Source organism: Sphingomonas yunnanensis, from assembly GCF_019898765.1.
In the GTDB taxonomy this organism is placed as follows: domain Bacteria; phylum Pseudomonadota; class Alphaproteobacteria; order Sphingomonadales; family Sphingomonadaceae; genus Sphingomonas; species Sphingomonas yunnanensis.
Map to the genome: position 1 here is coordinate 624369 of NZ_JAIOKB010000001.1, position 25140 is coordinate 649508.

The window sequence follows — 25140 nt, forward strand, 5'->3', positions numbered from 1 at the left end:
TCGGCGCGGAGCGGCTAGGCGCGCCGCCATGACCACGGTCGCCCTCATCGTCGCCGCCGGCAGCGGCTCGCGCAGCGGCAGCGCCGCACCCAAGCAATATGCCCCGATCGCCGGCCGGCCGATGGTGGCGTGGAGCCACGCCGCGCTCTCGGCGCATCCCGCGATCGATCGGGTGATCGTCGTGGTCGGCGTAGGGCAGCAGGACATGATCGCGGCGGCGGTGCCCGGCGCCGAATGGGTGATCGGGGGCGCCGAGCGCCGCGATTCGGTGCGCGCGGGTCTCGACGTGACCGCTGGTGCGACTCGGGTGCTGGTGCACGACGCGGCGCGGCCGTTCGTGCCGCATGCGGTGATCGACCGGCTGCTCGCCGCGCTCGACGATGCGCCGGGCGCGATCCCGGTGCTGCCGGTCGCCGACACGCTGGTAGCGGCGGACGGTGCGACGGTCGCGCGCGAGACCCTCGCGCGCGTCCAGACGCCGCAGGCGTTCGACGCCGCGACCCTGGCGCGCGCCCACGCGACGTGGGAGGGCGGCTCTGCGACCGACGACGCCCAGATGGTGCGCGCGCTCGGGCTGAGCGTGGCGCAGGTCGAAGGGGACATGATGCTCGACAAGATCACCTATCCCGCCGATTTCGCCGCGGCAGCGGCACGGGTCGGCGTGGAGACCCGCTCGGCCAGCGGCTTCGACGTGCACCGGCTCGAGGACGGCGAGGAGCTGTGGCTCGGCGGCGTGCTCATCCCGCACCACCAGGGTCTCTCCGGCCACAGCGACGCCGACGTCGCGCTCCACGCCATCACCGACGCGGTGCTCGGAGCGATCGCGGCGGGCGACATCGGCACGCATTTCCCACCGAGCGACCCGCGGTGGCGGGGTGCCGAATCGGGACAGTTTCTCGCGCACGCGCGCTCCCTGGTCGAGGCGCGCGGCGGGCGTATCACCTTCGTCGACCTCACGCTGATGTGCGAGGCTCCGAAGATCGGGCCGCACCGCGCGGCGATGCAGGCGCGCATCGCGGAACTTCTCGGCCTCCCGACCGATCGGGTCAGCGTGAAAGCGACGACCACCGAGCGACTCGGCTTTACCGGACGCGGCGAGGGCATCGCCGCGCAGGCGGTCGCGACCGTGACGCTGCCCGCCGGGCTTGACGCATGAGCCGCTTGCCCCCGCTCGCGACCGCGTTCGCCGGCTTCGCGCTGCTTGCCGCGCCGCCCGCCGCCGCCCAGGATCGCTGCCTGTCGAGCACCGATGCCGAGTCGATCGCGCTGGTGGCGATGCCTGATATCATCCGCGACGCCGGCCGCGTCTGTGCCGCCCTGCCCGCGTCCAGCCTGCTGCGGAAGTCGGACAGCACCTTGCTCCAGAAGTACGATCGCGAGGCCGACCGCGCCTGGCCGGCGGCGCGCACCGCGATCGCGAAGCTCAGCGACCCGGCGGTGGAACTGCTGCTGCTGAGCGACTATGCCCGGCCGATGCTGACCTCGCTCTTGGCGCCGCAGATCACCGGCCGGATCCAGCCCGGCGACTGCGGCACGCTCGACCGCTTGGTGACGCTGCTCGAACCGCTGCCGGCGCGCAACACGGCGGGCATCGTCGTCGCGACACTGCAGTACCTCAAGGCGGAGAAGAACAAGGGCAAGCGCGACGCCATCCCCGACCTGCCGGTCTGCGCCGCGGCGAGCCAGCCGTGAGCGACGAGGTCCTGCCCCAGCAGCTCGTCGACGCGGCGCGCCGCGTGATCGAGGCCAACCGCGCCGCCGGGCGACGCGTCGCGGTGGCGGAGAGCTGCACCGGCGGGTTGGTCTCCGCCGCGCTGACCGAGATCGCGGGCTCGTCCGACGTGTTCGACGCGGGTTTCATCACCTATTCGAACGAGGCCAAGCAGCGCCAGCTGCGCGTCAGCGGCGACGTGCTCGACACGTTCGGCGCGGTGTCGATCGCGGTGGCATGGAGCATGGCGCAGGGCGCGCTGGCCCAGTCCACCGCCGACGTGGCGGTGGCGATCACCGGGGTCGCGGGTCCGGGCGGCGGCAGCGAGAAGAAGCCGGTAGGCACCGTGGTGTTCGCGCGCGCCGAGCGCGCCGGTGACCCCGCCAACGTGGTCGCCGACAAGCGCTTCTTCGGCGATCTCGGGCGCGCCGGGGTGCGGCTTCAGGCGGCGTTGTGTGCGCTCGAGCTGCTGCTGCCCGAGGTAGCGGAAGAACCCGCCGACGAGTCGCCGTAGAGCGCGCGCGCGCGCTCCTCGAAGGCGCCGATCATCTTGCGCAGCGCGACACCGAACACCTGTCCGGCGAGCATCTCGAACATACGGTTCTTGAAGGCGAAATCGACGGCGAAGTCGACCAGCGACCCACCCTCCCCGTCGGGGCGGAAGCGCCAGTCGTTGTGCAGATATTTGAGCGGCCCGTCGACGTACTCGACGCGGATCGTGTCCGGCCGCGCCTTTGCGACCTTCGAGGTGAAGGTCTCGCGCAGGCCCTTGAAGCCGACGATCATGTCCGCCAAAGTCTCGGTGTCGCCGTCGCGGCGCACGCGCATCGCGGTGACCCAGGGCAGGAACTCGGGGTAGCGGCGCACGTCGGCGACGAGGTCGAACATCTGCTCGGGGCTGTAGGGCAGCCGGCGGGTCTCGCTATGCTTGGGCAAGCTTCGCCTCGCGCGCTGCCCGCATCTTCGCGAAATCGTCGCCGGCGTGATAGCTGGATCGAGTCAGCGGCGAGGATGCGACGAGCAGGAAGCCTTTGGCGCGCGCGATCGCGGCATAAGCGTCGAACGCCTTGGGGGGCACGAACTCGGCCACCTTGGCGTGGCGCGGCGTCGGCTGGAGATATTGCCCCATCGTCAGGAAATCGATGTCGGCCGAGCGCATGTCGTCCATCACCTGATGCACCTCGAGCCGCTCCTCCCCGAGCCCGAGCATGATGCCGGACTTGGTGAAGATCGAGGGGTCGAGCTTCTTGACGCTCTCGAGCAGGCGGAGCGAGGCGTAATAGCGCGCCCCTGGCCGGATCGTCGGGTAGAGCCGCGGCACGGTTTCCAGATTGTGATTATACACGTCTGGGCGCGCCGCGACGATGGCCTCCACCGCGGCTTCGTGCTTGTTGCGGAAATCGGGTGTGAGGATCTCGATCGTCGTCGTCGGGTTGGTACGACGGATCGCCTCGATCACCCGTACGAACTGCCGCGCGCCGCCATCGGGCAGGTCGTCGCGGTCGACGGAGGTGACGACGATATGCTCCAGGCCCATCTGCGCGGCGGCGTCGGCGACGTTCTGCGGCTCCATCGGGTCGACCGCGCGCGGCATGCCCGTCTTGACGTTGCAGAAGGCGCAGGCGCGCGTGCAGGTGTCGCCGAGGATCATCACGGTCGCGTGCTTCTTGGTCCAGCACTCCCCGATGTTCGGGCAGGCCGCCTCCTCGCACACGGTGGTGAGGCTCTTCGAGCGCATCAGCGCGCGCGTGGCGGCGAAGCCCTCGCTGGTGGGTGCCTTGACGCGGATCCAGTCGGGTTTGCGCTGGCGCGTCGGAGCCGAAAGCGGAGTCATCTCGTTCATGCCGTCGCAGATAGCGGCTGGCCGTCTTCGAAACAACGGAAGGGTATCTGACAAATGAGCAAGTTTAACGATATGGTCGAGGGCTATTACCGCTTTCGCGGCAACGAGTGGCTGGAGGAGCGCGAGCGCTGGACCGAGCTCGCCGCAGGGCAGTCGCCCAAGGTGATGGTCGTCGCCTGTTCGGACAGCCGGGTCGATCCCGCCACCATCTTCGGCAGCCGTCCCGGCGAGGTCTTCGTCGTCCGCAACGTCGCCGCTTTGGTGCCGCCGTTCGAGAAGGGGGGCGGGCGCCACGGTGTCTCGGCCGCGCTCGAGTTCGCGATCACCGTGCTGCAGGTCGAGGAAGTCCTGGTGCTCGGCCACGGCGCGTGCGGCGGCGTCAAGGCGGCGCTGTCGGGCGACCTCAAGGGCGCGGAGCCGGGCTATGGCGGGTTCGTCGCGGACTGGATCGACCTGCTCGACGACGCGCGCGAGAAGGTGATCCATGAGCACGGCCAGGGCGCCGAGGGCCAGACCGCGCTGGAACAGGAAGGCGTCAAGGTCTCGCTCGCCAACCTCATGACCTTCCCCTTCGTGCAGGAGCGAGTCGACGCGGGCAAGCTGCGGCTGCACGGCGCGGTCTTCGCGATCGCGGACGGCAAGCTGCGCGTGCTGCAGGGTGACGGCCACTTCGAGCCGGCGTGACGGGTTGGGGCGTCCGTGGGAGCGGGTGCCCGGTCACTGATCTACGCACCTCTATCCACCCCGGCGGACGCCGGGGTCCAGTCGGGAAGGCTATGGTGGGACTCACCGCCGTTCCCCAACTGGACCCCGGCTTCCGCCGGGGTGGCGCTTATGGGTAAAGGGTGCTCCCCTACCCTTCTCCCCTCACCCCGCCTTGGGCGCCACCAGCGCGTCCTTGTCCTTCGGCAGCTCCGCGGTCACCTTGATGTTCAGCTCCTTCAGCTGCTTGGCCGAGACGAAGCTGGGCGCACCCATCATCAGGTCCTCGGCCTTCTGCGTCATCGGGAAGACGATCACCTCGCGGATATTTGGCTCGTCGGCGAGCAGCATCACGATCCGGTCGATCCCCGGCGCCGACCCGCCGTGCGGCGGCGCACCGAATTTGAAGGCGTTGATCATGCCCGCGAAGTTGGTGTCGACGTCGGCCTTGGTATAGCCCGCGATCTCGAACGCCTTGTACATGATGTCGGGGCGATGGTTCCGGATCGCGCCCGACGACAGCTCGATGCCGTTGCAGACGATGTCATACTGATAGGCGAGGATGTCGAGCGGGTCTTTTGTCTCCAGCGCCTCCAGCTCGCCCTGCGGCATCGAGAAGGGATTGTGGCTGAAGTCGACCTTCTTGTTGTCCTCGTCATATTCGAACATCGGGAAGTCGACGATCCAGCAGAACTCGAAGCGCGACGTGTCGATCAGCCCGAGCTGGTCGGCGACGCGGGTGCGCGCCAGCCCGGCGAGCTTGGCCGCCTGCGCTTCCTTCCCGGCGGCGAAGAACAGCCCGTCGTCCGGCCCGAGACCGAGTTCCTCGGCGAGCGCGTTCATCTTCTCCTCGCCGTGGTTCTTGGCGATCGGCCCGCCCCACTCGCCGCCCTTGCGCGTGGCGTAGCCGAGCCCGGCATAGCCCTCCGCCTGCGCCCAGGCGTTCATGTCGTCGAAGAACTTGCGGCTCCTGTCGGCGGTGTTCGGCGCGGGGATCGCGCGTACCACGTCGCCCGCCTCGACGATCGAGGCGAAGCGGCCGAAGCCCGAGCCGACGAACTGCGTCCCGACGTCGCTGATGATCAGCGGGTTGCGCAGGTCGGGTTTGTCGTTGCCGTACTTCAGCATCGACTCGCGGTAGGGGATGCGGCGGAACGGCAGCGCCGAGACGGTGCGACTCTTGCCCTGCCATTCCGCGAATTCCTCGAAGACGCCGTGAAGTACGGGCTCGATCGCGGCGAAGACGTCGTCCTGCGTGACGAAGCTCATCTCGAAGTCGAGCTGGTAGAACTCGCCCGGGCTGCGATCGGCGCGCGCGTCCTCGTCGCGGAAGCAGGGCGCGATCTGGAAATAGCGGTCGAAGCCCGCCACCATCAGCAGCTGCTTGAACATCTGCGGCGCCTGCGGCAGCGCGTAGAACTTGCCTGGGTGGACCCGGCTCGGGACGAGATAGTCGCGCGCGCCCTCGGGAGAGGAGGCGGTGAGGATCGGGGTCTGGAACTCGGTGAAGCCCTGCTCCACCATGCGGCGGCGGATCGAGGCGATCACGCTCGAGCGCAGCATGATATTGGCGTGGAGCTTGTCGCGGCGCAGGTCGAGGTACCGGTTCCGCAGCCGGATCTCCTCCGGATACTCGGCGTCGCCGAAGACGGGCATCGGCAGCTCGGCCGCGGCGCTCTGCACCGTCGCGGCGCGCGCGTACACCTCGATCTCGCCCGTCGCGAGCGCGCCGTTGACGGTCGCCTCGCTGCGCCGCTTCACCTCGCCGTCGATCGTCACCACCGACTCGACGCGCACTCCCTCGAGCAGCGCCAGCGCGGGCGAATCGCTGTCGGCGACGATCTGAGTGACGCCATAATGATCGCGCAGGTCGACGAACAGCACCCCGCCATGGTCGCGCTTGCGATGCACCCAGCCCGAGAGGCGGACGGTCTGGCCCGCGTCGTCGGCGGTCAGCGCGGCGCAGGTGTGGGAGCGATAGGCGTGCATGGGGCGGAAACTCTGGCTACGGCGCCGCGCTTCGCTCCGGGCGCCGGCGCCGCGGAGAGCGGCGGCACGGCGGCCCGCGACGCGCCGCGGCGGCGGTTGTCGGATGGTCGCCGCCCTCTCGCGTCATTACCCTCTTTGTCAACCCGCGCCTGCCCGGCTATGGGCAGGCGCTTATGCACGTTCACCCCCTGATCACCGACAGCGCGACGCTGGCCAATCTCTGCTCCCGCCTCAGCGAGGCGCCGTACGTGATGGTCGACACCGAGTTCATGCGCGAGAGCACCTATTACCCGGAGCTCTGCCTCATCCAGATCGCCGACACCGAGGAGGCCGCCGCGATCGACCCGATGGCGCCGGGCATCGACCTCGCCCCGCTGCTCGCGCTGCTGGTCGACAATGAGGACGTGCTCAAGGTGTTCCACGCCGGCGGGCAGGACATTGAGATCATCTACAATCTCACCGGCAAGACGCCGCATCCACTGTTCGACACGCAGGTGGCCGCGATGGCGCTCGGGCAGGGCGAGCAGATCGGTTACTCCAACCTCGTCGACAGTTGGCTCGGCATCTCGGTCGACAAGGGCGCGCGCTTCACCGACTGGGCGCGCCGCCCGCTCGACGCGCGGCAGATCGAATATGCCATCGGCGACGTCACGCATCTCGCGGCGATCTTCCCCAAGATGCTGGAGCGACTGCGCAAGACCGGCCGCGGCGCGTGGCTCGACCAGGAGATGGAACGGCTCGCCGACCCGGCCAATTACGCCAACGACCCCGACGTCGCCTGGAAGCGCGTCCGCGTGTCGAGCCGCAAGCCCGAGGTTCTCGGCCGTCTCAAGGCGATCGCGCGCTGGCGCGAGCTGGAAGCGCAGGCCAAGGACCTGCCGCGCGGCCGCATCGTCAAGGACGAGACGATCGCCGATCTCGCCAGCCATCCCCCGCGCAAGCAGGTCGATCTCGCCAAGGTGCGCGGCCTGTCGCAGACCTGGGCGGGCAACGACATCGGCGCACGGCTGATGGCGGCGATCGAGTCGGCGGGACCGCTGCCCGACGCCGAGCTGCCGCCGCGCGAGGATCGCAAGCCCGGGCTCGGGCGCGAGGGCGTGCTGGTGGCGGACCTGCTCAAGCTGCTGCTCAAGATCCGCGCACGCGACATCGACGTCGCGCCGCGCCTGCTCGCGCGCGGCGACGAGCTCGAGGCGCTGGCGGCGGGGCAACGCCACGGGCTTCAGATCCTGCAGGGCTGGCGCTTCGATCAGTTCGGCCAGGACGCGCTCGACCTGGTCGAGGGACGGCTCGGCTTCGCGGTACAGGGCGGCAAGCTCAAGATGACGCGGACGGAGCAGGCGGCGTGACGCGGGTCGCGGTCGCGTGCATCGTGCTCGCCGCGTCGGCGGGCTGCGCGCCCGAGGTGGCGACACCGGTCGCCGCCACGGCGGTCGCTGGGGCTGAGGCGCCCGGCACGCGCTGCGACGCCGGTGCCGCGGCGGCGCTGGTCGGGCGGGCAGCGGACGCGTCGGTGGCGGAGGCGCAGCGCCTGAGTGGTGCGCGCACGGTGCGGCGCTACGCCACCGGCGACGCGCTGACGATGGACTACCGCGCCGACCGGCTCAACGTGGAGACCGACCCGGGGGGGACGATCGTCCGGCTGAGCTGCGGCTGAGGGCTGTAGGCTACGGGCTCACCGCCCCGCCCCCCGACTTCCGTCATCCCGGACAAGGTCCGGGATCCACCATTCCGCGCACTAGGTGGCCGCTGCGTACGCGGAGGGATGGATCCTGAGACGAGCTCAGGATAACGCTGGTCGGAAGGAGGAAGAAGCGTGCGCCTGCTCCATTCTCCTCTCAGCCCAGCCGCGGTTGTAGTCCCATCACCTGCGCCAGCGCCTTGTGCCGCTTCTGCACCGTCTCGCCGTAGAGCCCAGCGTCGTCGCCCGTCAGCGTTACCACCAGCTCCCCGGCCTCGACCCGGAGCGACGAGCGCGCCAGCGGCCCGGCCACGCCGCCGCTGAGCCGCTGCCCCAGCCGCATCGCATTGCCCCAGGCGGCGGCGCGCTTGAGCGACGGCTCGTCGGCGAGCAGCGTCAGCGGCGGCGGCGGGGTCGCGGTGCCGCCCATCCCGGTCCAGAGCGCCTGGCCGAGCATCGCGCGGCCGCGCGCGTCGATCCCGACCCAATTGCCGTGGAGCGCGATCTCCAGCCCCCGCTCGGCGCGGAAATCCGGATTGGCGCGCCAGCCGACGTCGGCGAGGTGGCAGGCGGCGGTGCGCAGCCGCGCGTCGCCGGCCTCCTCGCCCGCGAATAGCGGCGCGATCCAGGCGTCGAGCAGGTCGCCGTGCTCGGGGAACCGCCCGCTCACGCGACCCTCGTCGCGCGTGGCGACGATCAGCGGATCGAGCGCGCGCTCCGCCGCGCTGAGCTCGTCGTAGAGCAGCCCCTCACGCAGGCCATAGGCCGAGACGATCGTCTGCGTGCTGCCGAGATGTCGCAGCACCGCGGCGAGCAGCGCGGCGGCGTCGCCCAGCGTGGGCACGCGCCCGCCCGAGATGCCGGGGATGTCGCGGAGCCGCGCCTTGCTGACATGCGCCAGCGTTCGCCGTAGCCGCGCGATGGTGTCCGCCGACATGCCATATTGGTGGATCACCGGCAGCGGGTAATGCGTCACCACCATGTCGAGCCGCGCGAGCGACCGCCACGAACCGCCGACGAGGTACAGCGGCGTGCCCTGTCCGGCCCCGCCCCAGCCGCCCGCGGCGAGCAGCGCACCGACCCTCTTGTCGAGCAGGTTCCGCTCGCGCAGTGCGCCGATCCGCAGCACGCCGAGCGGGAAGGAGGCGCGCTCGTGCAGCGCGCCGCCGCGTACCCGCACCAGCTCGAGACTGCCGCCGCCGAGGTCACCCACGATGCCGTCGGCATCGGGAATGCCGGAGAGCACGCCGAGGCCGGCCGCCTCGGCCTCCTTCTCGCCCGGCAGCGTCTCGACGCTCAGACCGGCCTCCTCGGCCACCGCGACCAGCGCGGCACCATTATCGGCGTCGCGCACCGCCGCGGTGGCGACGGTGCGCAGCCGCGTCACCTCCATCGCGCGCGCCAGCGCGGCGAAGCGGTGGAGCGCGGTGTGCGCGGTCGCCATCGCCTGCGCGTCGATGGCACCGGACTGCGCTAGGCTGCGCCCGAGCCCAGCGAGCACCTTCTCGTTGAACAGGATCGAGGGGAGCCGCGGCGGCCCCTGGTAGACGACGAGCCGGATCGAGTTCGACCCGATATCGATGATCGCGGTGCGCGGCGGATCGCCGCTGTCGATCTCGGCGGCACGGGCGATACGCCGCGTCGGCAGCAGCCTCACCGTCGACGCCTCAGCGACAGCACCGGCACCTCGTCGCCGTCCAGCGCCGCGCCGCGCCCCGAGAGCGACGGGTTAACCATGAAGTAGCGGTGAAGGTTGAACGGCTTGTCGCCCGGCTCGACGCGCACGTAGCTGCCGTCGGGCTGGAGCTCCCAGCTCTGCTCATTGTCGATCAGATTGGCCACCATCACCTGGTCGAGCACCTGGTCGTGCACCGTTTCGTTGTCGAGTGGCAGCAGATATTCGACACGCCGATCGAAGTTGCGCGGCATCCAGTCGGCGGAGGAGATATAGACGAGGGCGTTGTCATTCGGGAGCGCGGCGCCGTTGCCGAAGGCGGCGATCCGGCTGTGCTCGAGGAAGCGGCCGACCACCGATTTGACGCGGATGTTCTCCGACATGCCCGGCACACGCGGCTTGAGGCAGCAGATGCCGCGGATGATGAGGTCGATCTCCACCCCGGCGTTGCTCGCCTCGTAGAGCTTCTCGATGATCGTCGGATCGACCAGCGAGTTCATCTTGGCCCAGACTGCGGCGGGGCGGCCGGCGCGCGCGTGCTCGATCTCGCGATCTATGTCCTGCATCAGCCGCTCGCGCAGGCTGCGCGGGCTGAGCACCACCTTCTCCATGTCGCCCGGCTCGACATAGCCGGTGATGTAGTTGAACAACCGCGCCGCGTCGCGGCCCACGCGCGGGTCTGCGGTGAAGAAGCTCAGGTCGGTGTAGATCCGCGCCGTCACCGGGTGATAATTGCCCGTGCCGAAATGGCAGTAGGTGCGGAACTTGCCGTTCTCGCGCCGCACCACCATCGCCACCTTGGCGTGCGTTTTCCAGTCGATGAAGCCGTAGACGACCTGCACGCCGGCGCGCTCGAGCGCGCTCGCCCATTGCAGGTTCTGCTCCTCGTCGAAGCGCGCCTTGAGCTCGACCACCGCGGTGACCGACTTGCCCGCCTCCGCCGCCGCGATCAGCGCGCTGATCACCGCGGACTGCTTGCCCGCGCGATACAGCGTCTGCTTGATCGCGACGACGTCGGGGTCGTTGGCCGCCTGTTTGAGGAAGGCGAGCACCACGTCGAACGTCTCGTACGGATGATGGACGACGATGTCCTTGGAGCGGATCGCGGCGAAACAGTCACCGCCGAACTCGCGAATGCGCTCGGGGAAGCGCGGCGTGAAGGGGACGAACTTGAGGTCGGGCCGATCCTCGTCGGCGAGCAGTGAGAGGTCGCCGATGCCAAGGAACGAGCCCGTCTCGGTGACGATGGCGTCGGCGCCGCCGAGCTCGTCGCGCAGCACCGCGGCGAGCGTCTCGGGCATGCCGGTCTCGAGCTCGAGCCGGATCACGCGCCCGCGGCGCCGGCGCTTGATCGCGTTGGCGTAGTAACGGACGAGATCCTCCGCCTCCTCCTCGATCTCGATGTCGCTGTCGCGCAGCAGCCGGAACTCGGCCGCGCCGAGCACCTCATAGCCGGGGAAGAGCGCGGGCGCGAAGCGCTTGAGGATCGACTCGGTGGCGACGTAGCGCGCGCCGTCGCCGGGTACGCGGACGAAGCGCGGCATGCCCGGCGGCAGCATCACCAGCTCGCGGATCGGCTCCTTGTCAGAGCGGCGCACCAGGTCGAACATCACCGCCATGCCGCGGTTGGGCAGGAACGGAAAAGGATGCGCCGGATCGAGCGCCTGGGGCGTGATCACTGGGAAGAGCTGCTCGTGGAAGTGGGTCTCGAGCCAGGCCTGCTGCTCGTTGTCGAGCGCGGTGGCGAGCGCGTGACTGCCGAGCACGGTGATGCCAGCCGCGTTGAGCTCGGCGCGGATGTCGCGCCACACCGCCTGCTGGCTCGCCATCAGCGAGTCGGCCTCGGCGACGATCGCGGCGAGCTGCTGGCTCGGCGTGAGCCCATCGGCCGAGCGCGCCTCGACGTCCTGGAGCTGCTGGCCTTTGAGTCCGGCGACTCGGACCATGAAGAATTCGTCGAGGTTCGCCCCCGAGATGGCGAGGAAGCGTAGCCGCTCGAGCAGCGGATGGGCGCGATTGCACGCCTCCTCCAGCACGCGGCGATTGAACGACAGCCACGACAGCTCGCGGTTGAAATAGCGCGCACCGTCGCGGTCGACGAAGGGATCTTCGAGCACGTCCTCGGCGTCGACGCGGGCGATGGTGGTGGGTCGGGTCATGGCTGATCGCTCTGCGCGGTGAACGCCGCGTCGGGCTGGAGGGTTTCGCGCGCCAATGGGATCGACAATCGGCGCCGACCCGCCAGCGCGGCACGGTCCAGTCTCTCTATAGCATCGATGACAGCGGCATGACTCCGCTCGACGCGCGCGGCGAGCCAGGCGATCAGCTCAGGCCGCGCGTCGAGATGGCGGCGCGCGAAGCCGCGCTCGAGCAGCGCGCGCACCAGCGCGTCGTCGGGCGCGCCGATCGTCGCCGCCGGGCTGGCGGCGAGCCGCGTGCGCAGGTCGGGCAGCGCGACCGCCCAGGCGGGGGGCAGCGCGGCGGCGAGCAGCAGCAGCGGCCGGCGCCCGTCCTGCGCCCGGTTCCACGCGTGAAACAGCGCCTGCTCCTCCTGGCGCTCGGCATCGTCGATGAGCTGGCCGCCCGAGCGCGCCGCGAATATCTGCCCCAGCAGGGTTCGGCCGGAGCGCGTCGGCCCCGCGATGATGGCGGTGCGCACGGGCCAGGTGGCCCAGTGATCGAGCAGCCGCACCGCCGCGGCGTTCGAGTCGGTGACGAGGAACTCGGCGTCGCGCGCGTCGATGGGCAACGCCAGCGGCAGCGCGAACTGGCTCATCCCGCCGGCCCGCGCGGGGGCGCGGCGGCGGGGGCGGACGGCGTCGGTGTGGCGCCGGGCGGCGCGCGCCGGATCCGCAGCGTGGTGCCGCTGCCGAACACCTGCCAGCCGCGCGCCTCCAGCGCGACGCGGAACACCTCGGGCGTCCCCGCGAAGCTCACCGCCATCAGCGAGACGCCGCCGAGCGCGAGGCTGGTGGTCGCCGCCGACGTGACTCCCGGCACGCCGCGCAGCGCGCCCTCGGTGCCGGTCACCGCGCCCGCGTCGGGCGTGTCGAACTGCACCGTGATGCTGCTGGTGAGCGCCGCGGGCGCGGACAGATCGTCGAAGCCTTCGGTGAGGTCGACCGGGGTCGGGGTCGCCTCGGGCATGATCGGATTGAGCCCGCTGTCCGGGTCGAGCGCGCCGCCGCGCAGCGCCTCCTGATAGATCGAGTCGAGCCGTCGCACCGCCTCGTCGAGCAGCGCCGGGATCCCGCGCGCGCTGCCGACGCGCAGCGTGAAGCCGCGCAGCAGACGATGATCGGGGCCGTAACGCGCCTCGAAGCTGCCCACCACCGGCCCGCCCGGCCACTGCCGCGTCAGCCGCGCGGTCGGCATCAGCACGTCGCTGGCGCCATATTGGTCGAGCACGGCGCGCCACCAGGCACGGTCGGGGCGCTGCGTCTCGCCGACGTTGAGCAGCAGCGGGTCGGGCCCGGTGCCGCTCGGCCGGACATAGTCGATCGTGCTGCCGCCGGTGCGGAAGCGCGCCCATGCCTCCTGCCACAAAGTGCGCTGCTCGAACGCGGTTCCCACCCCCGTCGCCCATTGCACCGGCACGACGACGAAAGGCGGCGAGCGCTCGACATAGGCCGAGACGCCGAGCAGCGCCGCGGTGCGCGCGCGGTCGAACAGCAGGCCGAGCTGCGCGATATAGCGGTTGGGGCCGATCTGCTCCTGCTCGACGACGATGCTCGAGACGATCGAGTCGAGCGCGCCGTCCGGCAGCGTCCGCTCGCCCGCGCCGAGCCGCTGCGCGAGTTGGGTGAAGCCCTTGCGCTGCGCCTCGCGCCAGCCGGCGAGCCGCGCCGCCTCGGCACTGGGTCCCGAGACATCGACGCGCACGCCGCTGACCTCGAAATCGTCCGAGCTGTCCACGGCGGCGACGCCACGGTCGCCGCCCTCGATCTGCGCGACGACCGCGGCGGCGCCGAGCGCGCTCGCGGCCACGGCGGCGATGATGACGGGGAGGCGGCGCATGTCGCGCGTCTTTTGGCGAAGCAGGCGTGGAAATCCAAGCGCGATGTGGCTAGTCGCGTCGCCATGAGCAACGAAGGTTACACCTACGAGCAGGCCGGCGTCTCGATCGCGGCCGGCAACGCGCTGGTCCGCGCCATCGCGCCGCTGGCCCGCGCTACCCGTCGCCCCGGCGCCGACGCCGATTTGGGCGGCTTCGGCGGCTTCTTCGATCTGCGCGCGGCGGGCTTCACCGACCCGCTGCTGGTCGCCGCCAACGATGGCGTCGGCACCAAGCTGAAGCTGGCGATCGAGTGGGAGCGGCACGAGGGCGTCGGCATCGATCTCGTCGCCATGTGCGCCAACGACCTGATCGTTCAGGGGGCTGAACCATTGTTCTTCCTCGATTATTACGCGACCGGTCGGCTCGACACCGCGGTCGCCGAGCGAGTCGTCGCCTCGATCGCGGAGGGTTGCCGCATCGCCGGCTGCGCGCTGATCGGCGGCGAGACCGCGGAGATGCCCGGCATGTACGAGGTGGGCGACTATGACCTCGCCGGCTTCTGCGTCGGCGCGGTCGAGCGCGGCGACGTGCTCACCGGCGCGACGATCGCGCCGGGTGACGTCATCCTGGGACTCGCCTCCTCGGGCGTCCACTCCAACGGCTTCTCGCTGGTGCGCCGCCTCGCCGCCGACAAGGCATGGAAGCTCGACCGCCCGGCGCTGTTCGACCCAGACAAGCTCCTGATCGACCACCTGATGGCACCGACCCGCCTCTATGTCGCGAGCCTGCTGCCGCTGCTGCGCGGTCACCGGATCAAGGGCCTGGCCCATATCACTGGCGGCGGCCTGCTCGAGAACCTGCCGCGCGTGCTGCCCGCGGGCACGCACGCCACGGTCGACGCCGACGCCTGGGAGCAGCCTCGGCTGATGGCCTTCCTCCAGGCGCAGGGCGCGATCGAGCCGGAGGAGATGGCGCGCACCTTCAACTGCGGCATCGGCATGGCGGTGGTGGTCGCGGCGGACCAGGTCGACGAGGTCACCGCGGCGCTGCAGGATGCGGGCGAGACGGTCCACCCGATCGGCCGGATCGAGGCGGGCGAGCGCGGCTGCACGGTCTCGGGCTCGACCGAGACGTGGAGCGCGCGCGCCGACTGGACCGCGACTCACCGCGCATGAGCGCGCCGGTGCGGGTGGCGGTGCTGGTCTCGGGCCGCGGGTCGAACATGCGCTCGCTCGCCGCGGCGGCGGGTGAGGCGTATGCGATCGCGCTGGTCGCCTCGGACAAGCCCGAGGCGGCGGGGCTCGCCTGGGCGCGCGAGAGCGGATTGGCGACCTTCGCGCGGTCGCCGCGCGGGATCGGCAAGCCAGCCTATGAGGCCGCGCTCGACGCGGCGCTGCGCGAGGCGAGCGTCGAGGTGATCGCGTTAGCGGGTTATATGCGCCTGCTCTCGGACGATTTCGTCGCCCGCTGGCGCGGGCGGATCGTCAACATCCACCCCTCGCTGCTGCCCAAGTACAAGGGGCTCGACACGCACGCGCGGGCGATCGCGGCGGGAGACGACGTCGCCGGCTGCTCGGTCCATGTCGTCACCGAGGAGCTCGATGGCGGCGCGGTGCTCGGACAGGCCGAGGTGTCGATCGTACCCGGCGATACACCCGACGCGCTGGCCGAACGGGTACTGGCGGCGGAGCATCAGCTATACCCCGAGGTGCTGGCCCGCTTCGTGCGCGAAGGGGCGTGGCGGGAGGGTTGAGTCAGAGCGGCGGTGCGGCCGCTCGTGAGAGAGGGCGACCGTCCCTCCCCCCTGTCGGCGTCATCCTGAGCTTGTCTCAGGCTCCACCGGGCCGCACTACCAAGTGCCGAGGTGTCCGCGGCGGGGTGGATCCTGAACCACGTCCGAAATGACGGCAGGCGCGGGTTCAGCCGGAGCGTCCCCCCCCGGCGACTATTCCGTCTCGCCCGGCCGGCCTACACCGCCCGTCCGTACACGCGATCGTCGTGCCATGTCGCGCCGACGAGGAAGCGGCGCTCGCCCGCGACGGTGAAGCCGTGCTTCTCGTAGAAGCGATGCGCGCGCCGGTTCCCGCCGTACACGCCCAGCAGCACGCGTCCGCACCCGGCCGCCCGCGCGTCGGCGAGTGCGCGTGCGATCAGCGCTGCGCCGAGCCCGGTACCGTGATACGGCGCCAGCACGTAGATCCGCTTGAGCTCGATGTCGCCGTCACGCCGCGCAACCGGCAGATCGGGTGCGGTGAGCAGCGTATAGCCGACCGGCGCCGCACCGGGCTCGATCTCGGCCAGGGTCGCGACCCCGCCCGCGACGATGTAGCGCGCGAACGCCGCAGGGCTGCTGTTGCGCGCGACATGGGCGACGATGTCGGCGCCGTCGAGCACGCCCGCGAACGCCTCCAGGAAGGTCGCGCCCGCGATCAGCGCGAGCGCGTCCGCGTCCGCCGCGCCGGCGCGGCGCAGTCGCCACGCCGGCGCTGTCATCTCAGCCGACCAGCTCTTCCGGCTTGAAGAAGTAGGCGATCTCGATCGCGGCATTCTCGTCCGAGTCGGAGCCGTGCACCGTGTTGGCCTCGATCGACTCGGCCAGCTCCTTGCGGATCGTCCCCGGCGCGGCGTTCTCGGGGTTGGTGGCGCCCATGATGTCGCGGTTGCGCTGCACCGCATTCTCGCCCTCGAGCACCTGGACCACGACCGGACCCGAGATCATGAAGCCGACCAGATCGTTGAAGAACGGACGGTCCTTGTGGACGGCATAGAAGCCCTGGGCCTGTTCCTCGGTCATCTGAATACGCTTGGACGCGACGACGCGGAGCCCCGCCTCCTCGAGCATCTTGGTGACCGCGCCGGTCAGGTTACGACGCGTCGCGTCGGGCTTGATGATCGAGAAGGTACGGTTCGCGGCCATGACGGTCACGGGCTCCTGCTGATAGATAAGGGAAGTGGCGCTCCACTAGGCGGGGGCGTGACGCGAGGCAAGCGCTACGCCGCCTGCTCCCAGCGCCCGCTCTCATTCTGTTTCCAGTAGCGCCGCGTCACACCGGGACGCTCCGCCAGCGCTTTCCACGCCGCGCGCGCGGGCGCGATCCGATCCTCGGCGAAGAAGTGGAAGACGCGGTCGAAGTCGAGCGCGTCGTCGCGCCACTCGCCGTCGACCAGCGCGACGTGGCGCGCACCGTTGGCGGCATCGAGCGCGCCCGTGATCAGCACCGGCTGGCGACCGTCGTCTGCCTCACCCAGCCGTGCGTGCGGCAGGAAGCTCGACGGCGCGTAGCTCCACAGCAGCCGATCGAGCGCGAGGCGCTGCTCCGCCTCGGCGGCGACGATCAGCAGCCGCGCACCATTCGCCACTACTTTCTCCGCCACCTGCGGCAGCGCGCGTTCGAGCGGCATCCGAGTCAGGTGGTAGAAATCCACCTGCACGGTCCGCTCGCCCGGCTCGCCCCCCACCGCGCTCACCCCTCGCAGGTGTCCGCGACGAAGCGGTCGAGCACGCGCACGCCATAACCCGTGGCGCCCTTGGCCCAGGTCGGCCCGTCCTTGTCGGCCCAGACCATGCCCGCGATATCGAGGTGCGCCCAGGCGACGCCGGCGTCGACGAAGCGCTGGAGGAACTGCGCCGCGGTGATCGAGCCGGCACCGCGCGGCCCGACGTTCTTCACGTCGGCGATCGGCGAGTCGATCAGCCGGTCATAGGCGTCGGCGAGCGGGAATCGCCACAGCTGGTCGCCCGAGGTGCGCCCGGCGGCGAGCAGCGCATCGGCCAGCGCCTCGTCGTTGCTGAAGAGACCACCATATTCGTTGCCGAGGCTGACGATCATCGCGCCGGTCAGCGTCGCGAGATCGACGATCCGCGTCGGCTTGTGCTCACGCTGCACCCAGGTGAGACAGTCGCACAGCACCAGCCGCCCTTCCGCGTCGGTGTTGATCACCTCGACGGTCTGGCCCGACATGGTGGTGACGACGTCTCCCGGGCGCTGCGCGTTGCCGTCGGGCATGTTCTCGACCAGCCCCATCACGCCGATGACATTGGCCTTGGCACCACGCTTCGCCAGCGCGAGCATCGCGCCCGCCACCGCGGCGGCGCCGCCCATGTCCCACTTCATGTCCTCCATGCCCGCGGCGGGCTTGATCGAGATGCCGCCGGTGTCGAAGGTGACGCCCTTGCCGACCAGCGCGGTGAGTGGGACACCCTCCCCCCCACCGCTCCACCGCAGCGCGAGAATGCGCGCCTCGCGGCGCGAACCCTGGCTGACGCCGAGCAGCGCTCCCATGCCGAGGGCGCGCATCTCCTCCTCGGTCAGCACCGTCGCCTCGAGGCCCAGCCCGTCCACCGCTCCGAGCACGCGCTCGACGAAGGTCTCGGGATAGAGGATGTTGGGCGGCAGCGTGGCGAGCAGCCGTGCCAGCGCGACGCCGTCGGTCACCGCGGCGCGATCGCGCCAGGCGGCGTCGCTCCCCACCACGGTGAGCGAGGCCAGCGTCGGCTTCTGCTTGTCGGACAGCTTGGTGCGATATTCGTCGAAGCGCCACGCGCGCTGCGCCGCGCCCGCCGCGAAGCGCGCCGCCGCCAGCGGTGCCGCGGCGCCGAGGTCCGCCACCGCCGCGGTGACGCCGCTGGTGAGCAGCCGCGCGGTCAGCGCGCCACCCGCGCGCTCGTAGGCGGCGTCGTCGCCCGCGCCGACGCCGAGCAGCAGCACGCGCCGGGTGCCGCTTTCACCGGGGACGAACAGCTCGGCGACGCCGCCCGCCTCGCCGTCGAAGCGCTGGCCCGCGGCCGCCGCGGCGAGCAGTGCGTCGGCGCCGTCGACCAGCCCGGCGGTGCCGCCTCCCTTCGGTACCGGCAGCGCCAGCACCTCACCCGGGACGGGGGCGGTATCGGGCCGGGTGGCGGCGAACGCGATCTTCATGCGACTGTCCTTCTCGATCATGCGCGTTGAATAGGCCCGAGCGCGTGAACTGGCAAAGCGTTGCAGCCACGCCTGCGCGATGCGATAGGGCGGCGTTGCGCCGTCGCCATCCCGGCCGCGCGCGCGGGGGTGCAACGGGAGCGACGTGACGCGTAACGATCTTCTCGCCGGCGGTGCGCTGTGGCTGCTCGCCACCGCCCCGGCCGCGGCGCAGGCGCCGGGCGCGCCGGCCACGCCCCTCGCCTCGTCGTCCGCGCCGGGGACGACGACCGAGACCGAGCGGGTCCAGTTCAGCGCGACCGCGCTCGAATATGACACCAACGCCGACGTCGTCACCGCCACCGGCGAGGTGCGGATGACGCGCGGCGCGGACCGGCTACGCGCCGAGCGTGTTGTATGGAACCGCAAGACCGGCAAGGTGGTGGCGACCGGCAACGTCGCAGTGACCGATCCCGAGGGCGACATCGCCTATGGCGACTCGATCGAGCTGACCGACACGTTGCGCGACGGCGTGGTCGACAATCTGCTGGTGGTGCTCGAGCAGGGCGGCCGGCTCGCCGCGGTGCGCGGCACGCGCGAGCCGAGCGGCATCTACAATCTCGACCACGCGGTCTATTCGCCCTGCGCCGTGACCGACTCGGACGGGTGCCCGAAAGAGCCCGCGTGGAAGATCACCGCGGTCAAGGTGACCTATGACGCCGACCGCCAGCGCGTCTCCTACGAGGGCGCGCGCTTCCATCTCTTCGGCCTGACCAGCCCGTCCCTGCCGCGCTTCAGTCACTCGATCGCCCAGAGCAACGACAGCGGCCTGCTCACCCCGTCGATCGGTCTCACCCGCCTCAACGGCGCCGAGCTGGTGCTGCCGTTCAACTTCGCGCTCGGGCCGAACCGCTCGCTCGTCGTCGCGCCGCACCTGTTCTCGTCCGAGGTGCCGATGCTCGAGGCGCGCTACAGCGCGGTCAACGAGCTCGGCGCCTATTCGATCGCGGGCTACGCCACCAGCAGCCGGCGCAGCGACGACCTATCGAGCGGCTTCGTCTCGGACACGACGCGCGCCTTCCGCGGCTATCTCGACGGCAGCGGGCGGTTTCAGCTCGATCCCAACTGGAGCCTCTCGGGCTCGATGCGGATCGTGACCGACCGCACTTTCCTCCGGCGCTACGATATCTCCAACGACGACCGGCTCCGCACCACGATCGCGCTCGAACGGATTGACACCGACAGCTATCTCTCGCTCGCCGGTTGGGCGGTGCAGACGCTGCGCGTCGGCGACCGCCAGGGCATGCAGCCGGTAGCGCTGCCCGAGCTGGACTATCGCCGCCGCATCACCGACGCACCGCTCGGCGGCGTGCTCCAGCTTCAGTTCAACACGCTCGCGATCGGCCGCCGCGCGGGTCAGGACACGCAGCGCGCCTTCGCCAGCGCGCGATGGGACTGGCGCGGCGTCACCGTCATGGGTCAGGAGGTGACGCTCACCGCTTTCGCCCGCGGCGATGCCTACAATTCGGACGATACGGTCGCCACCGCGGTCGACCAGTATCGCGGCGTCGAGGGCTTCCAGACGCGCGCGATCGGCGCGCTCGCCGCGGACGTGCGCTGGCCCTTCGTCGGCGAGCTGTTCGGCGGCTTGCAGCGCTTTTCGCCGCGGGTGCAGGTGGTCGCCACGCCGCGCACCCGCAATATCCAGGTGCCCAACGAGGACGCGCGCGCGGTCGATCTCGAGGACTCGAACCTGTTCGCACTCAACCGCTTCCCCGGCTATGACCGATGGGAGGACTCGAGCCGAGTGACCTATGGTGCGGACTGGTCGCTCGATCTGCCGGGCATCGCGATCACCACGAACGTCGGCCAGAGTTACCGGCTCAACTCGCGGCCGAGCATCCTGCCGGACGGCACCGGCCTGTCCGACCGCTTCTCCGACATCGTCGGCCGCACGAACGTGCGGATCGGCGAGTTCGTCACGCTCACGCACCGCTACCGACTGGACAAGGACAATCTCGCGGTGCGCCGCAACGAGCTGGACGCTACGGTCGGCTCGCGCCGGACCTACGCGACCGTCGGCTATCTCCGCCTCAACCGCAATATCACCGAGCTCGAGGATCTGCAGGACCGCGAGGAAGTCCGCGCCGGCGGCCGCGTCGCCTTCGCGCGCTTCTGGTCGCTGTGGGGCTCGGCGGTCGTCGACCTCACCGACCGCGCCGAAGATCCGCTGTCGCAGGCCGATGGTTTCACCCCGATCCGGCACCGGCTCGGCGTCGCTTATCAGGACGATTGTCTCGAATTGGGCGTGACGTGGAAGCGCGACTATCGCACCGTCGGCGATGCCCGCCGCGGCGACAGTTACCTGTTGACGCTTTCCTTCAAGAACCTCGGCCGCTAAGCCCCTGTTCAGTTCGCTCCAGGCAGGAACGGCCGCTGCGGCCCTTGTCCGGGCGCCGTGGTGGACGCGATCGACGTGCGGCGACGCGATAAGGATTTCGAGACGAACGTGATGACCAAGACGAGGGGCGCGGCGCTGACCCGCCGGTTGCTGGCGGCGCTGCTGATGGTGGGAACGGCCGGCGTGGCGATCGCGCAGACCGCCGCGCAGCAGGTCGGCGCCGACCAGGACGGCGCCGAGCAGGAGGCGCAGGGCGTCGATCCGACCGGGCTCGGCCTGCCAGCCAACCTTCAGGTCTTCGGCAACGTCGATCCGAACATCCGCAAGGCGACCGCCATCGTCAACGAGGCGGTGATCACGCGCACCGACGTCGACCAGCGCGTCGCGCTGATCGCCGCCGCCAACAACGTCAAGCTCTCGGATCAGGAGCGCGAGCGGCTCCAGCTCCAGGTGCTTCGTCAGCTCATCGACGAGACGCTGGAGATCCAGCAGGCCAAGACGGCCGAGGTCACGATCACCAAGGATCAGATCGACCAGAGCTTCGCCCGGGTCGCGCGCAACTTCGGCAAGACGCCCGAGCAGTTCGCCGCCTTCCTGCGCGAGAACGGCTCGTCGGACCGCTCGATCCGCCGCCAGATCGAGGGCGAGCTGGCGTGGAGCCGTTATCTCAGCAAACGGGTCGAGCCGTTCGTCAACGTCGGCGACGAGGAGGTGAAGGCGATCCTCGACCGGCTCGAGGCGGCCAAAGGTACCGAGGAATTCCACCTCAACGAGATCTATCTCGCCGCCACGCCCGACCGGCAGGAGCAGGTGTTCACCAATGCCCGCCAGCTGATCGCGCAGATCGGCCAGGGCAAGGCGCCGTTCGCCTATTTCGCGCGCAACTTCTCCGAGGCATCGACCCGCGGCGTCGGCGGCGATCTCGGCTGGGTGCGCGCCGCGCAGCTGCCCGACGCGCTGGCCCAGGCGGCGACGACGATGCAGGTCGGCCAGGTCGCCGGACCGGTGGCGACGCCCGGCGGCTTCTCGATCCTGTACCTGGTCGACAAGCGCCGCGTCGGCAGCGCCGACCCGCGCGACTCGAAGCTCAGCCTCAAGCAGCTGACGATCAAGTTCCCCAACGGGACCACCCAGGCGCAGGCAACCGCGCGCACCTCGGCCTTCGCCGAGGCGATCCAGAAGCTGCAGGGCTGCGGCTCGGTCGACAAGGTCGCCGGCACGCTCAACGCCGAGGTGGTCAACAACGACGCGATCCGCATCCGCGACCTGCCGCCGCAGCTGCAGAACATCATGGTCAACCTGCAGGTCGGCCAGGCGACCCCGCCGTTCGGCTCGCCGACCGAGGGCGTACGCACGCTGGTGCTGTGCGGCCGCGACGAAGCGCAGGGCGGTCAGCTGCCCGGCGCGCAGCAGGTGCAGAACCAGCTCGAGCAGCAGCGCGTCAACCTGCGTGCGCAGCAGGCGCTCCGCGACCTCCGTCGCGACGCGGTGATCGAGTATCGCTGAGGACCGCCGCGTGACCCAGCCGATCGTCATCTCGATGGGGGATCCCGCGGGGATCGGGCCGGAGACGATCGCCAAGGCGTGGATGGAGCGCGAGTCGCGAGCGCTCGCACCGTTCGTGGCGGTCGGTGACGTGCGCGCGGTGGCGCGCGTATGGGACGGGCCGATCGCGCCGGTGAGCGACCTGGCCGCGGTTGACCGCATCTTCGCCGAGGCGCTGCCGGTGCTCACCGTGCAGGACGCGGGCGAGATCGTGCCGGGTCAGCCAGACGCCGACGGCGCGCGCTGCGCGCTCCATGCGCTGGAGCTCGCCGCAGGGCTGGTGCGCTCGGGCGCTGGGCGCGCGTTGGTGACCGGGCCCGTCTCCAAGTCGCAGCTCTACGGCGTCGGCTTCACGCATCCGGGCCAGACCGAGTTCGTCGCCGAGCGCTGCGGCATCGCGCGCGACAATGCCGTGATGATGCTCGCCGGGCCAGGACTGCGCGTGGTGCCGATCACGACGCACGTGGCGCTTGCCTCGGTGTCGGGGCTGCTGAGCGTCGACTTGATCGTCGCCAAGGCGCGGGTCACCGCGCGGGGGCTGACACGCAACTTCGGCATCACCGCACCGCGGCTGGCCTTCGCGGGCTTCAACCCGCACGCGGGCGAGGACGGCGCGATGGGGCGCGAGGAGATCGATGTGATCCGCCCCGCGATCGAGCAGCTCGTCGCCGAGGGCATCGACGCGCGCGGCCCCTTCCCGGCCGACACGATGTTCCACGCCCGCGCGCGCGAACATTATGACGTCGCGCTGTGCTGTTATCATGACCAGGCACTGGTGCCGCTGAAGACGCTCTATTTCGACGACGGGGTCAACATCACGCTGGGGCTGCCGATCGTCCGCACCTCGCCCGATCACGGCACCGCCTTCGGCATCGCCGGCACGGGCGTGGCGCATCCCGGCGCGACGATCGCCGCGATCGCGATGGCGGACGCCGCGGCCCAGCAGCGCGCGCGCTGCGCCCAGCCGGCGTGAGCGACCCGCCCGCGCCGGTGGCGCTGCCACCGCTGCGCGACGTCATCGCGCGCCACGGTCTCAACGCCTCCAAGGCGCTGGGGCAGAATTTCCTGTTCGACTCGCAGCTGCTCGCCCGCATCGCGCGCGTGCCGGGTGATCTCGCCGGCGCGGAGGTGCTCGAGGTCGGCCCCGGCCCCGGCGGCCTGACCCGCGCGCTGCTCGCCGCGGGCGCGCGGGTCACCGCGATCGAGCGCGACCGCCGCTGCATCCCCGCGCTGGCCGAGCTCGGCGCGGCCTTCCCGAAACAGCTTGAGGTGATCGAGGGCGACGCCACCGCGATCGACGCGCGCGCGCTGTTCACCACCGCGCCGCACATCGTCTCGAACCTGCCCTATAACGTCGGCACCGCTCTGTTGGTCGGCTGGCTCTCGGCCGAGTGGCGCCCGTGGTGGCAGTCGCTCACGCTGATGTTCCAGCGCGAGGTGGCGGAGCGGATCGTCGCGCCGGCCGGCGGCGACGCTTATGGCCGGCTGGCGGTGCTGGCACAGTGGCGCGCGAGCGCGCGCATCGCCATGCCGGTGCACCGCTCCGCCTTCACGCCGCCGCCCAAGGTAATGTCGGCCGTCGTCCACATCGTGCCCGAGGAGGCGCCGGCCGGCATGCGGCTGGAGACGCTCGAGCGGCTGACCGCGGCGGCATTCGGGCAGCGCCGCAAGATGCTGCGGCAGAGCCTGCGCGGCGTGCCCGGCGCGATCGCGGCGGCCGAGGCGGAGGGGATCGATCCGACTCGCCGGGCGGAGACGGTCAGCGTCGCCGAGTTCGTCGCGGTGGCGCGGCGGCTCAACGGTGAGCGGAGCTGAACTGCCGGGCCGACGCGGGGCAAGCGCCGTCAGCCTCCGAGCGCCCGATCAATTAGAGTGTGAACCACCCGGCTTGAACCATCGTGCTCCTGCGCACGCAGGAGCCCAGAACGGCGGGCGATAGCGTTGCTGGCTCTGGGCTCCGGCGCATGCCGGAGCAGGCCTACGAGTCGATGGAGCAGGCTGGAACGCTCACGCCCTCAAGAAATCGTCGCTCCGGCATCGACGCGCATCCATGGTGTCGCGTTGACAGAGGTCGTTGCTCCCGCGGCGACATGGATCCCGGCTCAGGGCCGGGATGACGAGAGGCGCCTGGTTGCCCATCGGCACCACTCGCGAGCGATGCCCCTCAGATGAACTCGATCTTCGACACCACATAGTAGCGGTCACCCGCGGGCACCGCGACCTCGACCTCGTCGTCCACGCTGCGCCCGATCAGCGCGCGGCCGAGCGGTGAGTTGTAGCTGATGCGGCCGGTCTTGGCGTCGGCCTCGGTCTGGCCGACGATCTGGTAGCGCACCGGCTTGTCGTCCTCGTCGATCAGCGTGACGGTCGCGCCGAAGACGATCTTGTCGCCCGACAGGTCGCGCGGGTCGATGATCTGCGCGCGGCTGAGCTTGTCCTCGATGTCGGCGATCGACGCCTCGATCTGGCCCTGGCGCTCCTTGGCGGCGTGATATTCCGCGTTCTCGGAGAGATCGCCGTGCGCGCGGGCTTCCTCGATCGCGTCGACGATCTGCGGCCGCTCGGTCTTGAGGCGCTTGAGATCGGCGTTCAGCTTCTCATAGCCCTCCTGCAGCATCGGCATCTTCTCGACCGTCGCCATCGTCTATCCTTCGAATAACACCCCCCGAGCGGTCGCGTCGTCGCGACCGCCCGCACC

24 protein-coding genes are annotated in these 25140 nt (G+C 70.6%); 12 read left to right on the forward strand and 12 right to left on the reverse strand.

Annotated elements, in window-relative coordinates; translation table 11 throughout:
• The first annotated feature begins 28 nt into the window (after positions 1–28).
• Genes K7957_RS03080 through K7957_RS03090 form a run of 3 tightly spaced genes read left to right on the forward strand, consistent with a single transcriptional unit; the run spans position 29 to position 2225 of the window.
• Entirely contained in the window at positions 29–1156 is a 1128-nt protein-coding gene (locus tag K7957_RS03080; RefSeq protein WP_223010490.1) for a bifunctional 2-C-methyl-D-erythritol 4-phosphate cytidylyltransferase/2-C-methyl-D-erythritol 2,4-cyclodiphosphate synthase, read from the forward strand.
• On the forward strand, positions 1153–1692 hold the full coding sequence (locus K7957_RS03085) for a hypothetical protein (RefSeq protein WP_223010491.1): 540 nt from the start codon (positions 1153–1155) through the stop codon (positions 1690–1692). Before K7957_RS03080 ends, K7957_RS03085 begins: the two co-directional genes overlap by 4 nt.
• Positions 1689–2225 carry a CinA family protein gene (locus K7957_RS03090; RefSeq protein ID WP_223010492.1) on the forward strand — a complete coding sequence of 179 codons (537 nt, stop codon included), beginning with the start codon at positions 1689–1691 and terminating at the stop codon, positions 2223–2225. Before K7957_RS03085 ends, K7957_RS03090 begins: the two co-directional genes overlap by 4 nt.
• On the opposite strand, the gene K7957_RS03095 is transcribed toward K7957_RS03090, so the two are convergent.
• Both K7957_RS03095 and lipA read right to left on the reverse strand, forming a co-directional pair.
• Positions 2153–2647, reverse strand: a complete 495-nt coding sequence (locus K7957_RS03095) for a type II toxin-antitoxin system RatA family toxin (RefSeq protein WP_223010493.1) — start codon at positions 2645–2647, stop codon at positions 2153–2155. The two genes, K7957_RS03090 and K7957_RS03095, sit on opposite strands and share 73 nt — an antisense overlap.
• A complete protein-coding gene (gene lipA / locus K7957_RS03100) occupies positions 2634–3554 on the reverse strand; it encodes a lipoyl synthase (RefSeq protein WP_223010494.1) in 921 nt (306 codons plus the stop codon). Before lipA ends, K7957_RS03095 begins: the two co-directional genes overlap by 14 nt.
• 54 nt (positions 3555–3608) lie before the next feature.
• On the opposite strand from lipA, the gene K7957_RS03105 reads away from it, so the two are divergent.
• Entirely contained in the window at positions 3609–4238 is a 630-nt protein-coding gene (locus tag K7957_RS03105; RefSeq protein ID WP_223010495.1) for a carbonic anhydrase, read from the forward strand.
• A gap of 183 nt (positions 4239–4421) precedes the next feature.
• On the opposite strand, the gene aspS is transcribed toward K7957_RS03105, so the two are convergent.
• Positions 4422–6245 carry an aspartate--tRNA ligase gene (gene aspS, locus K7957_RS03110; RefSeq protein ID WP_223010496.1) on the reverse strand — a complete coding sequence of 608 codons (1824 nt, stop codon included), beginning with the start codon at positions 6243–6245 and terminating at the stop codon, positions 4422–4424.
• A 173-nt stretch (positions 6246–6418) separates the two neighbouring features.
• Between aspS and rnd the strand changes: the two genes are divergently transcribed.
• A complete protein-coding gene (rnd, locus tag K7957_RS03115) occupies positions 6419–7594 on the forward strand; it encodes a ribonuclease D (RefSeq protein ID WP_223010497.1) in 1176 nt (391 codons plus the stop codon).
• Entirely contained in the window at positions 7591–7902 is a 312-nt protein-coding gene (locus K7957_RS20520) for an I78 family peptidase inhibitor (RefSeq protein ID WP_343228283.1), read from the forward strand. The genes rnd and K7957_RS20520 overlap by 4 nt, the downstream gene beginning before the upstream one ends.
• A gap of 181 nt (positions 7903–8083) precedes the next feature.
• Here the strand turns inward: K7957_RS20520 and K7957_RS03125 are convergent, their stop codons facing one another.
• From K7957_RS03125 to K7957_RS03140, 4 genes are read right to left on the reverse strand one after another with little or no spacing between them, the layout of a single operon-like run.
• On the reverse strand, positions 8084–9574 hold the full coding sequence (locus tag K7957_RS03125; RefSeq protein WP_425517161.1) for a Ppx/GppA phosphatase family protein: 1491 nt from the start codon (positions 9572–9574) through the stop codon (positions 8084–8086).
• Between the two features lie 5 nt (positions 9575–9579).
• Positions 9580–11760: an RNA degradosome polyphosphate kinase gene (locus K7957_RS03130; RefSeq protein WP_223010498.1), complete on the reverse strand. Its 2181-nt coding sequence runs from the start codon at positions 11758–11760 to the stop codon at positions 9580–9582.
• Complete coding sequence (locus tag K7957_RS03135; RefSeq protein WP_223010499.1) at positions 11757–12377, reverse strand: HdaA/DnaA family protein; 621 nt, start codon at positions 12375–12377, stop codon at positions 11757–11759. Before K7957_RS03135 ends, K7957_RS03130 begins: the two co-directional genes overlap by 4 nt.
• Positions 12374–13618, reverse strand: a complete 1245-nt coding sequence (locus tag K7957_RS03140) for a heavy-metal-associated domain-containing protein (RefSeq protein ID WP_223010500.1) — start codon at positions 13616–13618, stop codon at positions 12374–12376. Before K7957_RS03140 ends, K7957_RS03135 begins: the two co-directional genes overlap by 4 nt.
• Positions 13619–13681: 63 nt before the next feature.
• On the opposite strand from K7957_RS03140, the gene purM reads away from it, so the two are divergent.
• A complete protein-coding gene (gene purM / locus K7957_RS03145; RefSeq protein WP_223010501.1) occupies positions 13682–14773 on the forward strand; it encodes a phosphoribosylformylglycinamidine cyclo-ligase in 1092 nt (363 codons plus the stop codon).
• The gene (purN, locus tag K7957_RS03150) at positions 14770–15351 is read left to right on the forward strand and encodes a phosphoribosylglycinamide formyltransferase (RefSeq protein WP_223010502.1); all 582 of its coding nucleotides are present in this window, start codon (positions 14770–14772) and stop codon (positions 15349–15351) included. The genes purM and purN overlap by 4 nt, the downstream gene beginning before the upstream one ends.
• A 215-nt stretch (positions 15352–15566) precedes the next feature.
• Here the strand turns inward: purN and K7957_RS03155 are convergent, their stop codons facing one another.
• The 4 genes from K7957_RS03155 to K7957_RS03170 all read right to left on the reverse strand — a co-directional run bounded on the left by K7957_RS03155 (position 15567) and on the right by K7957_RS03170 (position 18517).
• Entirely contained in the window at positions 15567–16091 is a 525-nt protein-coding gene (locus K7957_RS03155; protein WP_223010503.1) for a GNAT family N-acetyltransferase, read from the reverse strand.
• Between the two features lies 1 nt (position 16092).
• Complete coding sequence (ndk, locus tag K7957_RS03160; protein ID WP_223011097.1) at positions 16093–16515, reverse strand: nucleoside-diphosphate kinase; 423 nt, start codon at positions 16513–16515, stop codon at positions 16093–16095.
• 74 nt (positions 16516–16589) lie between these two features.
• Positions 16590–17030: a DNA polymerase III subunit chi gene (locus K7957_RS03165; protein ID WP_223011098.1), complete on the reverse strand. Its 441-nt coding sequence runs from the start codon at positions 17028–17030 to the stop codon at positions 16590–16592.
• 32 nt (positions 17031–17062) lie between these two features.
• The gene (locus tag K7957_RS03170) at positions 17063–18517 is read right to left on the reverse strand and encodes a leucyl aminopeptidase (protein ID WP_223010504.1); all 1455 of its coding nucleotides are present in this window, start codon (positions 18515–18517) and stop codon (positions 17063–17065) included.
• Between the two features lie 145 nt (positions 18518–18662).
• Here K7957_RS03170 and K7957_RS03175 point away from each other — a divergent pair, with 145 nt between their 5' ends.
• The 4 genes from K7957_RS03175 (at position 18663) to rsmA (ending at position 24257) form a co-directional block, all read left to right on the forward strand.
• A complete protein-coding gene (locus K7957_RS03175; RefSeq protein ID WP_343228285.1) occupies positions 18663–20897 on the forward strand; it encodes an LPS-assembly protein LptD in 2235 nt (744 codons plus the stop codon).
• A gap of 111 nt (positions 20898–21008) precedes the next feature.
• Positions 21009–22403 (forward strand): peptidylprolyl isomerase, encoded by a 1395-nt coding sequence (locus tag K7957_RS03180; protein WP_223010505.1) that lies wholly within the window; start codon positions 21009–21011, stop codon positions 22401–22403.
• 10 nt (positions 22404–22413) lie between these two features.
• The gene (gene pdxA / locus K7957_RS03185) at positions 22414–23415 is read left to right on the forward strand and encodes a 4-hydroxythreonine-4-phosphate dehydrogenase PdxA (protein WP_223010506.1); all 1002 of its coding nucleotides are present in this window, start codon (positions 22414–22416) and stop codon (positions 23413–23415) included.
• Positions 23412–24257 (forward strand): 16S rRNA (adenine(1518)-N(6)/adenine(1519)-N(6))-dimethyltransferase RsmA, encoded by an 846-nt coding sequence (rsmA, locus tag K7957_RS03190; RefSeq protein ID WP_223010507.1) that lies wholly within the window; start codon positions 23412–23414, stop codon positions 24255–24257. The genes pdxA and rsmA overlap by 4 nt, the downstream gene beginning before the upstream one ends.
• A 349-nt stretch (positions 24258–24606) precedes the next feature.
• Here rsmA and greA read toward each other — a convergent pair whose 3' ends face one another.
• On the reverse strand, positions 24607–25083 hold the full coding sequence (greA, locus tag K7957_RS03195; RefSeq protein WP_132907901.1) for a transcription elongation factor GreA: 477 nt from the start codon (positions 25081–25083) through the stop codon (positions 24607–24609).
• Positions 25084–25140 lie beyond the last annotated feature (57 nt).